Source organism: Actinomadura sp. WMMB 499 (genome assembly GCF_008824145.1).
GTDB lineage: Bacteria > Actinomycetota > Actinomycetes > Streptosporangiales > Streptosporangiaceae > Spirillospora.
This window is the reverse complement of the sequence record NZ_CP044407.1, coordinates 3,175,362-3,189,498: the sequence shown is the minus strand read 5'-3', so window position 1 is coordinate 3,189,498 and position 14,137 is coordinate 3,175,362. Positions and strand designations below refer to the sequence as shown.

The 14,137-nt window shown below is 70.8% G+C and carries 8 protein-coding genes; all 8 read left to right on the top strand.

Going from position 1 to position 14,137, the window contains the following annotated elements; all coding sequences use genetic code 11:
• The first annotated feature begins 5 nt into the window (after positions 1–5).
• Positions 6–1,178 carry a UDP-galactopyranose mutase gene (gene glf / locus F7P10_RS13815; RefSeq protein WP_151009708.1) on the top strand — a complete coding sequence of 391 codons (1,173 nt, stop codon included), beginning with the start codon at positions 6–8 and terminating at the stop codon, positions 1,176–1,178.
• The gene (locus F7P10_RS13810; protein WP_176611453.1) at positions 1,175–3,214 is read left to right on the top strand and encodes a glycosyltransferase; all 2,040 of its coding nucleotides are present in this window, start codon (positions 1,175–1,177) and stop codon (positions 3,212–3,214) included. The genes glf and F7P10_RS13810 overlap by 4 nt, the downstream gene beginning before the upstream one ends.
• Positions 3,211–4,167 (top strand): ABC transporter permease, encoded by a 957-nt coding sequence (locus tag F7P10_RS13805; RefSeq protein WP_151009707.1) that lies wholly within the window; start codon positions 3,211–3,213, stop codon positions 4,165–4,167. Before F7P10_RS13810 ends, F7P10_RS13805 begins: the two co-directional genes overlap by 4 nt.
• Positions 4,168–4,170: 3 nt before the next feature.
• Complete coding sequence (locus F7P10_RS13800; protein ID WP_254716597.1) at positions 4,171–4,932, top strand: ABC transporter ATP-binding protein; 762 nt, start codon at positions 4,171–4,173, stop codon at positions 4,930–4,932.
• A 129-nt stretch (positions 4,933–5,061) separates the two neighbouring features.
• On the top strand, positions 5,062–7,725 hold the full coding sequence (locus tag F7P10_RS13795; RefSeq protein ID WP_151009706.1) for an HAD family hydrolase: 2,664 nt from the start codon (positions 5,062–5,064) through the stop codon (positions 7,723–7,725).
• The gene (locus F7P10_RS13790; RefSeq protein WP_218040490.1) at positions 7,712–9,877 is read left to right on the top strand and encodes a class I SAM-dependent methyltransferase; all 2,166 of its coding nucleotides are present in this window, start codon (positions 7,712–7,714) and stop codon (positions 9,875–9,877) included. Before F7P10_RS13795 ends, F7P10_RS13790 begins: the two co-directional genes overlap by 14 nt.
• Before the next feature lie 106 nt (positions 9,878–9,983).
• On the top strand, positions 9,984–11,909 hold the full coding sequence (locus tag F7P10_RS13785; RefSeq protein WP_151009705.1) for a hypothetical protein: 1,926 nt from the start codon (positions 9,984–9,986) through the stop codon (positions 11,907–11,909).
• Positions 11,910–12,128: 219 nt separating this feature from the next.
• Positions 12,129–14,015, top strand: a complete 1,887-nt coding sequence (locus F7P10_RS13780; protein ID WP_151009704.1) for a hypothetical protein — start codon at positions 12,129–12,131, stop codon at positions 14,013–14,015.
• Positions 14,016–14,137: the final 122 nt, after the last annotated feature.

Below are 14,137 nucleotides of genomic sequence, written 5' to 3'. Positions count from 1 at the left end.
CCTGAATGAACGCTGATCTCGTGGTGGCCGGCAGCGGACTCTTCGGCCTGACGATCGCCGAGCGCTGCGCGGCCGACCTGGGCCTGCGCGTGCTGGTCCTGGACCGGCGCGACCACATCGGAGGCAACGCCTACAGCGAGGACGAGCCGGAGACCGGCATCGAGATCCACCGCTACGGCGCCCACCTCTTCCACACCTCGAACGAGCGGGTCTGGGAGTACGTCAACCGGTTCACCGCCTTCACCGGCTACCGGCACCACGTGTACTCCCGGTACCGCGACCGGATCTACCCGATGCCGATCAACCTCGGCACGGTCTGCGAGTACTTCGGCCGCGCGTTCACCCCGGACGAGGCGCGGGCGCTGATCGCCGGGCAGGCCGCCGAGGTGACCGACCCGGCGAACCTGGAGGAGAAGGCGATCTCGCTGATCGGGCGCCCGCTGTACGAGGCGTTCATCCGCGGCTACACCGCGAAGCAGTGGCAGACGGACCCGCGCGAGCTGCCGCCCGAGATCATCACCCGGCTGCCCGTCCGGTACACGTTCGACAACCGGTACTTCAACGACACCTACGAGGGACTCCCGGTCGACGGCTACACCGCCTGGCTGGAGCGGATGGCCGACCACCCCAACATCGAGGTGCGGCTGAACACCGACTTCTCCGACCTGCGCGACGACGCCGTGGGCAACGTCCCCGTCGTCTACACCGGCCCCCTCGACGCCTACTTCGGCCACGCGGAGGGCGAGCTCGGCTGGCGCACCCTCGACTTCGAGATGGAGATCGCGAACACCGGCGACTTCCAGGGCACCCCGGTCATGAACTACGCCGACCGGGACGTCCCGTACACGCGGATCCACGAGTTCCGGCACTTCCACCCCGAGCGCCGCGACCGCTACCCGTCCGACCGGACGGTCATCATGCGGGAGTACTCGCGGTTCGCCGAGCGCGGCGACGAGCCGTACTACCCGATCAACACCCCCGGCGACCGCGAGAAGCTGCGCGCGTACCGCAAGCTCGCCGCGGCCGAGGACGGCGTCCTGTTCGGCGGCCGGCTCGGCACGTACCAGTACCTGGACATGCACATGGCCATCGCCAGCGCGCTCAGCATGGTCGACAACCGACTGCGTCCCCATTTCACCGAGGGCGCGCGTCTCAATAGTGGAGGTGTGGACGAGTGAGCGACACGGCGACCGGGGACGGGCTGCGCGTCCTGCAGCGGGTCGTGCTGCCGGCGGACCGCGACCTCGACGTCCTGAAGCTGTACGTCGAGGGCGAGATCGGGCGCGGCGCGGCGGCCTTCGCCGCCGAGGCCGAGGCCGCGGCGGCGACGGGCGGCGAGGGCGGCGACATCGTCGGCCGCCGCAGCGTCGTCGTCCCGGTCGGCCGGCGGGTGTCGTTCGCGACGTACTTCAACGCGTTCCCGGCGAGCTACTGGCGCCGCTGGACGTCGGTGGACGAGGTGTTCCTGCGGGTCCGCGTGCGCGGCCAGGCGAACGTCATCGTGTACCGGTCGAGCTCGAAGGGGCACGTGTCGCGCGTCGCGTCCGTCCGGGTGGACAGCGACGACGCCCACGAGGAGACGTTCCGGCTGACGCTGAGCCCCTTCATCGACGGCGGCTGGTACTGGATGGACGTCCTCGCGGGCGAGCGCGACGCCGTCCTCGAGCGCGCCGACTGGTGCGCCGAGCCCGGGCACGTCCGGCAGGGCCGGGTCAGCCTCGGCATCACCACGTTCGACCGCCCGACCTTCTGCGTCGACCAGCTCGTCGCGCTCGCCGCCGCCCCCGAGGTCCTCGACGTCGTCGACGAGATCTTCGTCGTCGACCAGGGGAACCGGAAGGTCCGCGACGACGACCGGTACGCGTCGGCCGCGGCGGGGCTCGGGTCCCGGCTGCGGCTCATCGAGCAGCCCAACCTGGGCGGCTCCGGCGGGTTCTCCCGCGCGATGGACGAGACGCTGCGGTCCGGCACCAGCGACTACGTGCTGCTCCTCGACGACGACGTCGTCACCGAGACCGAGGGGATCCTGCGCGCCGTCGCGTTCGGCGACTTCGCCCGCACCCCGACCATCGTCGGCGGGCACATGTTCAACCTGTTCGTCCGGTCCCAGCTCCACGCCTACGGCGAGACCATCGCGAAGTACCGCTGGTGGTGGGAGGAGGCCGAGCACACCCGGCGCGAGCACGACTTCGCGCTCCCGCCCGTCCAGGGGCCCGACCCGGACGCGACGCCGAAGACCAGCTCCGGCGGCCTGCTCAAGACGCCGTGGCTGCACCGCCGCGTCGACGTCGACTACAACGGCTGGTGGATGTGCCTCATCCCCACCGACGTCGTCCGCAAGATCGGCCTGTCGATGCCGATGTTCATCAAGTGGGACGACGCCGAGTACTGCGTCCGCGCCGGCGAGGCCGGGTTCCCGACGGTGTCGCTGCCCGGCATGGCGGCGTGGCACGTCCCCTGGCAGGACAAGGACGACTCCATCGACTGGCAGGCGTACTTCCACGAGCGCAACCGGGTCGTCACCGCGCTGCTGCACTCCCCGTACGAGCGGGGCGGCAACCTGGTGAAGGAGAGCTACATCATCTCGGTGAAGCACGCCCTCGCCATGCAGTACTCGACCGCCGAGCTGATGCTGTCGGCGCTCGAGGACGTGCTGACCGGGCCCGAGCACATGCACGCCGGGATCCGCGGCAAGCTCGCGGACATCAACGCGTTCCGCGGCGCGTTCCCCGACGCGCAGAACCGGCCGAGCCACGAGGAGTTCCCGCAGGTCCGCACCAACCGGCCGCCGAAGCGCGGGCGCACGCCCAAGCCGCCGGCCGGGCGGGTGAACGTGCTCGCGACCGCGATGCTCGGCGCCGTCAAGCAGCTGCGGCCCGTCGACCCGTCCGCGCACGGCAACCCGCAGACCGTGATCCCGCACATCGACCGGCACTGGGGGCTGCTGTCGAAGTTCGACAGCGCGCTCGTGTCGTCCGCCGACGGCACGAAGGTCGCCTGGTACCAGCGCGACCCCGACCGGTTCCGGCGGATCCTCAGGCGCACGTCGCTGCTGCACGCCCGGCTCAGCCGCGAGTGGCCGCAGCTGAGCGCGCGCTACCGGTCCGCGATGGACGAACTGGCCTCGCCGGAGGCGTGGCGCCGCACGTTCGAGGCGTCCGAGGGGACCGGCGGCGACGGCGCCCCCGGCGCGCCGGGGGCCGCGCGCCGATGACGCCCCACCCGACCGCCGGCCCCCAGCATCCGCCGGCCCCGGCCGCCCCGGACGGTCCGGGCGCGGACCGGACGGACGGGCGGCACCGCGCGCCGTCCGTCCGGCCCGACCCGGGGCTGCGGCCTCCGGGCGGGGACGGCGGGCTGCGGCAGACCGTCCGGCACAAGTACCTGCTGCGGCTGCTCGTCCGGCGCGAGCTGCGCGCCCGCTACAAGGGCTCGCTGCTCGGGCTCGGCTGGTCGTACGTGCGGCCGGGCGTGCACTTCTCCGTGTACTTCTTCGTGGTCGGCGTGTTCCTCGGCATGGACCGCGCGATCGAGGACTTCCCGATCTACCTGTTCTCCGGGATGGTCCTGATCCACCTGTTCACCGAGACCATCCACTCGACGACCCGCTCGATCACCGGCAACGCCCCGCTCATCCGCAAGGTGTTCCTGCCGCGCGAGCTGTTCCCGTCGGCGTCGGTGCTGGTCTCGCTCGTCCACTTCGTGCCCGGCATGCTGATCCTGCTGTGCGGGGCGATCGCCGCGGGCTGGCGGCCGTCCCCCGGCGGTCTGGCCGCCGCCGCCCTCGGCTTCTCGATCATCGTGGTGCTCGGGCTCGGTCTCGGGCTGCTGTGCGCGGCCGTCAACGTGTTCTTCCGCGACCTCGAGCAGGTCGTGGACATCTCGATGCTGGTCATCACCTGGTCCGTCCCGATGATCTACCCCTGGACGCACGTCCGCACCCACGCACCGGACTGGGTGCTCGACGTCTACCTCGCCAACCCGCTGGTCAGCGCCGTCTCCCTGTTCCAGAAGGCGTTCTGGCTGCCCGGGACGCGCGGGGACTTCGCGCTGCCGCCCGATCTGTACCTGCACGCCGGGATCTCCCTCGCCGTCAGCCTGGCGGTGTTCCTCATCGGGCGCGCGGCGTTCGCCCGCATGCAGACGCGTTTCGCCCAGGAGCTGTAAGCCGTGCCCGAATCGATCGTCGTCGACTCCGTGACCAAGCAGTTCACGCTGCGGCACGCCCGCTCGATCAAGGAGATGAGCGTCCGGGCGCTGCGCCGGCAGCCGCTGTCGGACCGGTTCAAGGCGCTGGACGACGTCAGCCTCACGTTCGCGCAGGGCGAGACGGTCGCGCTGATGGGCCTCAACGGGTCCGGGAAGAGCACCCTGCTCAAGATGATCTCCGGGGTGCTGAGCCCGGACTCCGGTTCGGTGCTGGTCCGGGGCCGCATCGCCGGGCTCATCGACGTCGGCGCGGGCCTGCACCCGGAGCTGACCGGCCGCGAGAACGTCTACCTCAACGGCGCGATCCTCGGCATGTCGCGGGCCGAGATCCGCCGCAAGTTCGACCGGATCGTGGACTTCTCCGGCGTCGAGCGGTTCCTGGACGACCAGGTGAAGTTCTACTCGTCCGGCATGTTCATGCGTCTCGCGTTCTCGATCGCCGCGCACACCGAGCCCGACGTGTTCCTGATCGACGAGGTGCTGGCGGTCGGGGACCCGCCGTTCCGGCAGAAGTGCCTCGCCCGCATCCGGGAGCTGCGCGGTGAGGGACGCACGATGGTGATCGTCGCGCACGACATCAAGATGCTGACCGGGCTGTGCGACCGCGGCGTCACGATGGAGCACGGGCGCGTCCTGTTCGACGGGCCGACCGAGCAGGCCGGACGGCTCGTCCGGGAGGCCCGCGCGGCCAAGCGCGCCGCCCAAGTGGGGGCGCCGTCCTGACGCGAAACGGAATCCAATGGTGACCAGGGGATGTAGCAGACGGATACCGGTAACTGCTCAGATAAGGTGACCCGGTCCGCCGCGGCGGCCGCGGTGGCCTGCCCGAGTCCAGAGAAGAGGTGTGCGGCGTTGACCACGCAGGAGATCGGTTGTCCGCTGCTCGACAACGTCCACCGGATCATCGCCGACCGCGCGTGCACCGTCCTGTCCCTGGACATCTTCGACACCGTGCTGTGGCGGCGGGTGCCGCGCCCCACCGACGCGTTCGCGCTGCTCGGCGCCCGGCTCCGCGAGAACGGGCTGTGCCCGCCCTGGCTGACCGACGCGACGCTGCGCCGGATGCGGATCGTCGCGGAGGAGCGGGCCCGCCGCGGCCGCGACTCCCTCGGCACCGAGGTGTCCCTGTACGACATCTGGCGGGCCATGCCGGAGAGCCCGTTCGGCGGCGCGCCCATCGACCGGCTCGTCCGCGCCGAACTGGACCTCGAGCGCGAGCTGACCGTCGTCGACCTCGACATCGCCGCGCTCGTCCAGGCCGCCCGCAAGCAGGACATCACGGTCATCCTGGTGTCCGACACCTACTTCACCGAGGACCATCTGCACCACCTCCTCGACCGTCCCGAACTCGGGTCGATGGAGAACGTACGGATCTTCCGGTCCAACCAGCACGGCACCGCCAAGGCGTCCGGCCTGTGGGACATCGTGCTGCGCGACCTCGGCGCCAGCCCGGAGCAGATCGTGCACGTCGGCGACCACGAGGTCGCCGACGACGAGGTCCCCGCCGAACTCGGCGTCCGCACCGTCCACTACCGGCGGCTGGACGACGCGTTCCGCGACGTCCTCGAACGCGAGCGCGAGCCCGTCGACCCGTTCGGCGACCACGCCCCCGACCTCGACGAGCGGCACGGCGACTTCGGCATCACCAGCCTGCGCGCCAAGGCCATCACCTCGGGCGGCGCTCACGGCACCTCCGCCCTGGACGTCGCGTGGCGGTACGGCGCCGCCGTCCTCGGCCCGGTGCTCACCGGGTTCGCCGAATGGTGCGCGGCGCGCGCGCACGAGAGCGGCACCCGCAGGCTGTTCTGCTCCATGCGCGAGGGCGAGCTGCTGTCCCGGCTGATCAACGAGGCCGCCGCCGCGCGCGGCTGGGACGTCGAGGCCCGTCCCGTCTGGCTGTCGCGGTTCGTCACCTCCATCGCGGGCCTCGACCCCTTCGACACCGACGCCGTCCACCACTTCATCCGAAGCGGTTACCAGCTGACCGTCCGGCAGGCCCTCTCCGTCCTCGAACTGCAGGCCGGGGACGTGCCGGGCCTCGCCACCGAGCTGAACACCGTCATCGACAACGGCGACATCGCCGAGCGCGTCGCCCGCGCGCTCACCGAGACCCCGCACCTGTGCAACCGGCTCGCGGTCACCGTCACCGCCGCCCGCGAGCGGATGATCCGGGCGCTGCGCGCGACCGGCGCGCTCGACGAGCCCGAACTCACCCTCGTCGACCTCGGCTGGGGCGGCACCATCCAGCGGCAGCTCGCGACGGCCCTGCGGATCGCGGGCCTGGACGTCGTGCCGTCCGGCCTCTACCTCGCCACCAACACCCGCGCCGAGCGCCTCTACGTCGACGGGCTCCGCGCCGAGGGCTACCTCGCGCAGGCCGGGCACCCCGCGAAGGTGTCGGCGACCGTCACCCGCAGCCCCGAGATCGTCGAGCAGTGCGTCAACGCGCTCTGCGGCTCCCTCATCGGCTTCACCGAGGACGCGGCCCCGGTGCTCGGCGAGACCGCCGACTCCCCGTCCCAGAACGCCGAGCGCCGCACCGTCCAGGACGGCGTCCTCGCCTTCCAGCGCATGTGGAACCGGCAGGTCGCCGGCGCGGACGGCGACTGGCCGAGCCTCGCCGGCCCGGGACCGGCCCGCGACCGGCTGGCCCGCATCCTGGTGTCGGCGCTGGAGTCCCCGACCCCGGACGAGGCCGCCGTGTTCGGCAACTGGGTCCACGAGGACAACTTCGGCTCCTCGCAGGTCACCACCCTGCTGCCCGCCGACCTCAAGCCCGCCGTCCCCTACCTCGCGCCAGGCGACCTCGACGACCTGCACATGCGGGACTCGTTCTGGCCCGCGCTGATCGCCGCGTCCGACACCGGCCTCGGCGCCATGGCCCGCGCCATCGCCGACGGCGCCCTCGACGCCGACGCGTTCGACCCGGCGGGCGAGAAGTACGAGACGCGGCTGCGGTACCGGACGTCCGACGACCGCTGGCACGAGGAGATCCGCCGCCGCGTCCGCATCAACCACAACGGGCTGTCCTTCGCGCGCCTCGCGTTCGAGCACCACGACACCGTCGACATCTCCATCGCGATCCCGGGCCGTCCCGCGATCGTCCGCGTCGACTGGATCGAGGCCAAGGTCATCGCCGGGGGGCGGCGGCGCGAACAGGTGCTGCGCTGGGACAGCCCCGAGGACTTCGTCGGCCTGCACTACGCCGACTGCCGCTACCTCGGCGGCAACCTGATGGAGTTCGACACCCCGTACGCGGCCGTCTGGCTGCCGCTCGCCCGCCGCGCGGGCGCGCCGGTGGTGTCGTCCGGGCAGATCACCGTCGCGTTCGCGATGCTGCCGCAGTCGATGACCGGCATGGCCCCCCGCATGCCGCTCGACAAGCACGCGACCAGAGCCGCCCGTGCGGCGCGGCTCTCCGACAGGCTCCGCGAGGAGTACCGGACGCTCGGCGTGAAGGGCGTTGCCGCCGGCGCCGGGCGAGTGGCCAGGAGGAAGCTCGGTGACGCGAAGTGACCCCGGTGCCGGATCCGGCACGAACGAGACGGGCGCCCAGGAGTCCCTCCCCGAGGACGCCCTGACGGCCGAGGCCCCGGAATCTCCGGAGGCCGCCCCGGAGGCCGCGGAGGCCCCGGAGACGGCCGTGGAGCCCGTCGAGGCGGCGGAGACCGCCGTGCTCGTGCAGCCGGCGGACGAGACGGACACCGAGCCCGTCCGCAAGCCGGCCAAGCGGGCGCCTCGCAAGACCACCCGGAAGAAGGCCGCGGACGACGCCGCACCGGGCATCTTCGCCGCCGGTTTCGCCGGCACTCGCGACGAACCTCACCGGCAGGCGCGGGCCGCCCGCGAGCAGCCCCTCCTGCTGCACTCCATGTCGCTCTTCCGGAGCCTGTTCGAGGCGATCGCCCGGAGCCGCGAGATCGGCACGGTCGTCGAGGTCGGCGTCGAGTCGGGGCGTGCCAGTGCCGTGTACGCCGACCTGGGCGCGACCGTCCACTGCGTCGAGCCGCACCCGAGCGACGAACTGCGGGCCGCCCTCGACGCCGACCCCCGGCTGAACCTCGTCGAGGGCCGCTCCCCGGACGTCCTCGCCGAACTGCCCGCCGCGGACCTGTACGTCCTCGACGGCGACCACAATTACGCCGTGGTCCGCGAGGAACTCGCCTGGATCATGAAGAACGCCCCCGACGCCGTCGTGGCCCTGCACGACGTCCTGTGGCCGAACGGGCGCCGCGACGCGTACCACCGGCCGTCCCCTCTCGCCGCCGGGGACGCGCACCCGTCCGCCGAGGGCGGCCCGACCGTCTGGCACGACGAGGTCACCCCCCTCGGGTTCGCCGGCGAGGGCGACTACACGGTCGCGGCGCACGCGGGCGGCGAGCGCAACGGCGTCCTCACCGCCGTGGAGGACGCGCTCACCGAGGCCGGCGACTGGCGCTTCGAGATCGTCCCCGCCGTGTTCGGGCTCGGCGTGCTGGCCCGGACCGGCTCGCCCGGCGCGGCGGAGATCTTCGCGGCGCTGCGGCCCTACACCTCCTCGGACCTGCTCGCCGCGATGGAGAACAACCGGATCGCGCTCTACACCCGCGTCCTGCAGCTGCAGCACGAGGCGGAAGCGCGCACCGAGGACGCGACCCGCATGGCGGAGACCATCGCCGCCCAGCAGCAGGAACTCGAGAAGCTGCGCGGCGGCCCCGACCGCCCGGCGGCCCCGGCCGCCGCCCCCCGGCGGGAGGAGCCCGCCGTCCCGAAGGAAGAGAAGCCGAGGAGCGCCGAAGTGTCCGACTACGTCTCGACGGTCGCCGTGCACCACGACACGTGGGGGACCTTCCTCGAACCGGACGCCTCGATCGCCGGCCTCGAGAACCCGCACGAGGCCCTCGGCATCCCGATCCTGAGCGGGCACCACGCCGACCTGAAGGCGTTCGCCGGGTACAACACGGTGTTCGACCGCATCGCCGACCGCGTCGCGGGCGTGAACCTCGCCTACGAGGACCAGTGCAGCGCGAACCACTACTTCGACGTGTTCACCCGCATCGAGCGCGACCACCACGAGGCGACGCGGATCGTCGAGGTCGGCGTGTTCATGGGGGGCTCGTCCACCGTGTTCGCGGGCTGCGTCGAGCCGATGGGCTTCGAACTCGACCTCGTGGACGTCAACCCGGTGTACCTGCAGTTCGCCTACGAGCGCATCCGCCGCACGTTCCCCGGCGCGACGCCGCGCGTCCGCATGTTCTACGGGGACCTGCCGACGTACGTCCAGAAGGTGCTGGTCCCCGAGGCGGCGACGCGCGCGATCGTCCACCACGACGGGGCGCACGACTTCAACCAGGTCGTGAAGGACATCAGCTCCCTGTACTTCGTCCGGGACCGGGTGCACAGCCTCGCGATCCAGGACACCCACCTGCGCGGCCTCATCGAGCACTTCAACTTCGTCGACGCCGCCGTCTACGCGATGTTCGGCGTGGACGTGAAGTACGAGCCGGTGGGCGCCCGCTACGAGGAGGGTTCGTCGGTGACGCACCCGAACCAGTGGAACGGCAACTACTTCCTCGCGGGGATGTCGGAGGGGATGTACATCCCGTTCGACGGCGTCGAGTGGAAGTACCCGCACCCGTCCATGGACCTGGAGACCTTCCTCCCGGTGAAGCGGGACCCGGCCGGCTGACCCGAACCGGTCATCGTGTCCGAAGCGTGATCGTTCGGACGGTCAACCAAGATCGTTAGGTGGGCGTCTCCACGGAAAACCCCCAATTCCGTGGAGGCAACCCCCTTTGCGCCGAACACGCACCCTGGCCGTTCTCACGGCCCTGATCGTCGCGGTGACGACGTTCCTCGTCCCCACGACCGCCCGAGCCGACGTCACCTATCTGGCCCTGACGGCCGATTACGACCGGCTGTCTGCCGACCGCGTCGCCACGGTCAGCCTCGAGGTCGAGTCCGAGAGCGCCATCACCGCCGTCGAGGCGTTCGTCGAGCACTCCCCGGAAGAGGACGTTTGGGCACCGCTCACGTCGATGCCGATGACTCACGCGTCCGGAACGGCGAACAAGGGCACCTGGCAAGCCGAACATGAGCTCGACATCGAGGCCCATCCAGGCGCCACGAGGTACAAAGCCGAACTCACGATGGCGGACGGATCCACCTACACGTCCGACTGGCGCTACCTCGACAACTGCTACCAGTTGTCGATCCGCGACCTCACCAGCTCGCCCGCGGAGATCGACGCCGACACACCGCTGACGGTCGCGGGCCGCGTCCTCGTGCAGAAGACGCGGGACACGGCGCCCCAGCCCGCTGCGGACGTCCCCGTTTGGAACAGCTCGTCCCCGGTCCGGACCGCGGCGGACGGCTCCTTCTCCTTCACCCACCTGTACACGAACTTCATCTCGCTCCAGGCACAGGCGGGGTGGCAGTGGTACGACCAGTGGTGCGAGGTGAGCGAGTTCGCTCCTTCCCCCGAGATCACCCGGCAGTCCGTCGAGCTGTCGGCGGAGATCGTCACACCGCAGCCCGTCAAGGCCGGCGATCAGGTCACGGTGGAGGGGCGGTTGCAGCGCAACGGTGCCGACGGCCTCACTGCCGTCGCCAACGCGCCGATCGCGGGCTACGTCACCGCCACCGAGAAGGAACTCGTGGGGGAGACCTACACGACCGAGGACGGGACGTACCGGCTGACTTTCACGGCCGAGAAGTCCGGCCCCGTGACGGTGCAGAGCGCCGAGCGGGACATCGTCTGGAGCGGTACCGCCTCCCCGGGGCAGATCACCGTGGAGGGCGACCCGGAGTTCTCCGAAGTCGAGATCACTCCGTCGCCTGTCGACTACGAGAAGCCGATCCGGGCGACAGGGCTGCTCGCGAATGCCGGGACCCCGATGGCCGACGCGACGGTGTGGCTGCTGTTCTCGGCCGACGGTGAGAATTGGCAGAAGATGCAGCGCGGTCAGACGACGTCCGCGGGACGGTTCGACCTGCAGAGCACGGAGACGACCCAGGACGGGTTCTGGCGCGTCTGGTACGAGAGTGCCGACGGCAGTGCATCCGCCTCGAGCGACGTCCGCCAGGTCAAGGTCCGGTACGGCACGCAGCTGGACAACTACAAGGTGGAAGTCGGCCCTGGTGCGACGGTGTCCGTCCAGGGGCGGCTGCTTCGCCATGACGGGTCGGGACTGGGCCAGGAACTGCCCATCCACATCTACTTCATGGCTGAGGGTGAGTCGACCTGGGAGTACCAGGGGGTGACCAACACCTCCACTCGGGACGGGTCATTCGAGAAGCAGTTCACGTCGTACGAGGACGGTTACTGGACGGCAGCGTTCTGGGGGAACGACGAGTTCACCAGGTCGAACGCGCCGATCGCGCACGCGGATGTGCCCGGGCAGTTCACCACGAAGTTCGCCGAGTTCGGTGCGTCCCCGTCGCCCGTCGCGGCCGGTGAGGCGATCACGGTGAAGGGGTTGCTCACCCGGTCCGTGGGCGGTGGCGCGGCCGAGGTGGCGCCGAACAAGGCCGTCTATGTCTACTTCCTGCCTACCGGGGCGACGGAGTGGGAGCAGAAGGCCGTCGTCCAGACGAACACCGCCGGCCGGTTCGAGAAGGCGTTCACGGCCGAGCAGGACGGCTACTGGACGGTGTGGTTCTTCGGTGACGAGGGCCACCTGAGCGTCAACTCCGGCAGCAAGCACGTCGACGTGCAGTGACCGGCGCCGACCGGGTTCCGCCGGGCCAACGCGCCCCGCGGGCCCGGTCGGCTGTCCACCCCTGGCCATCGGGCGAGCTGTGATCGTTCGACGGCCAACCAAGATCGTTAAGTGGGCGTCCTCACCGAGGCAGCGCAATTCTCACGGAGAGGCACCCCCTTGCGCCCGACCCGGACCCGAACACGAAGTCTGGCCGTTCTCACGGCCCTGATCGTCGCGGTGACGACGTTCCTCGTCCCCGCGACCGCCCGAGCCGACGTCACGGACGTGGGCCTGTCCGTCGCGTTCGACCGGCTTTCCGCCGATCGCGTCGCCACGGTCACCGTCAAGGCCCGGTCCGAGAGCGGCATCACCGACGCGAAGGCGATCGTCGAGCACCGGACGGATGATGAAGAGGCGTGGACGTCCATCGCGACGGTGCCCCTCGTCCTCGTCGACGGGACGGCGAACGACGGAACCTGGCAGGCGCGGTACCAGACCGACATCGAGGCCCACCCGGGGACGACCCGATTCCTCGCGGAACTCACGACGTCCGGCGGGGTCACGCGGAACCCCGACGGGAAGACCATCGACAACTGCTACACGACCTCCGTCGTCGACGTCACCGGCTCTCCCCGCACGATCGACGCCGACACGCCGCTGATGATCGCCGGACGCGTCCTCGTGCAGAAGACCAGGGACGCGGCGCCCGCACCCATCGCGGGGGTCCCCGTATGGAACTACAAGGCCACGGTTTCGGACACGACCGCGGCGGACGGTTCCTTCTCCTTCACTCACCTGTACGACTACTTCCTCTCGCTCGACGCATACGTGGGCCTGGATCTGTACGACCGGTGGTGCGCGTCCGGCAAGAGCGCCCCCGCTCCGGAGATCACCCGGCAGTCCGTGGAGCTGTCGGCGGAGATCGTCACCCCGCAGCCCGTCAAGGTCGGCGATGAGGTCACCGTGGAGGGACGGCTCCTGCGGCACGGCGCCGACGGGCTCGTCCCCGTCGCCGGCCAGTGGGTCGACGTCCGAGTCGCCTCCCACGGAACGAAGGTGATCGGGAACACCCACACGGCCGGGGACGGGACGTACCGGCTGACGTTCACGGCCCAGGAGCCCGGCGTCGTGACCGTGTGGAGCGGTGAGAGCGAGATCGTCCGGGGCGACGTCGCCTTCCCCGGGGAGATCGCGATCGAGGGTGCCCCCGTGCTCTCCGAGGTCAGTGTGACTCCGGCGCCCGTCGACCACGGGCAGCCGATCCGGGCGACGGGGCTGCTCGCGGACGCCGGGACCCCGGTCGCCGACGCGAGGGTGTGGCTGCTGTTCTCGCCCGACGGTATGGACTGGGAGTCGGTGCAGGAGGGGAAGACGACGTCGGCCGGGCGGTTCGACATCCAGAGCACGGCGACGACGACGGACGGCTACTGGCGCCTCCTGCACGTGGGCACTCTCGGTAAGCCGGTCGCGGCGAGCGCGGCCAAGCACGTCAAGATCCGGTACCCGACGCTCGTCGACGAGTACACCGTGGCGGCCGGACCCGGTGGGACGGTGGACGTCAAGGGCAGGCTCCTGCGCCAGGACGGCTCGCCGCTGGGCACGGAACTGCCTGTCAACGTCTACTTCATGGCCGAGGGCGGGTCGACTTGGGAGTTCCAGGGGACGGTCGAGAGCGACGCCGCCGACGGGTCGTTCGAGAAGCGGTTCCCGGTGTACGAGGACGGCTACTGGACGGCGGCGTTCTGGGGCGACGAGTCCTTCGGCCGGTCGAACGCGCCCATCGCGCATGTGGACGTTCCGGGGCAGTACACGACGGCGTTCGCCGAGTTCGGCGCATCCCCGACGCCCGTGGACGCCGGTAAGGCGATCACCGTGCGGGGGTTGCTCACCCGGTCGGTGGACGGCGGCGCGGCCGAGGGGGCCCCGGAGAAGCCGGTCCACGTCTACTTCCTGCCCGACGGGGCCCAGGAGTGGCAGCAGATGGGGGTCGTCCGGACGAACGCCGACGGACGGTTCGGGAAGGGGTTCACAGCCGAGCAGGACGGCCATTGGACGGCGTGGTTCCACGGCGACGAGGGCCACCTGAGCATCAACTCGGGAAGCAAGTACGTGGACGTGCGGTGACCGGAGCCGACCGGGTTCCGCCGAGGGCGCAGGGCCTTGCACGGCCTCGCGGGGCCCGGTCGGCTGTCCACTGCTGGCCAAACGGACAAAATGCTCAAAATGTGATCACCCAATCGGCCAAC

Coding starts and splice junctions, on each gene's coding strand:
- glf (WP_151009708.1), top strand. CDS start 6: ATGAACGCTGATCTCGTGGTGGCCGGCAGCGGACTCTTCGGCCTGACG.
- F7P10_RS13805 (WP_151009707.1), top strand. CDS start 3,211: ATGACGCCCCACCCGACCGCCGGCCCCCAGCATCCGCCGGCCCCGGCC.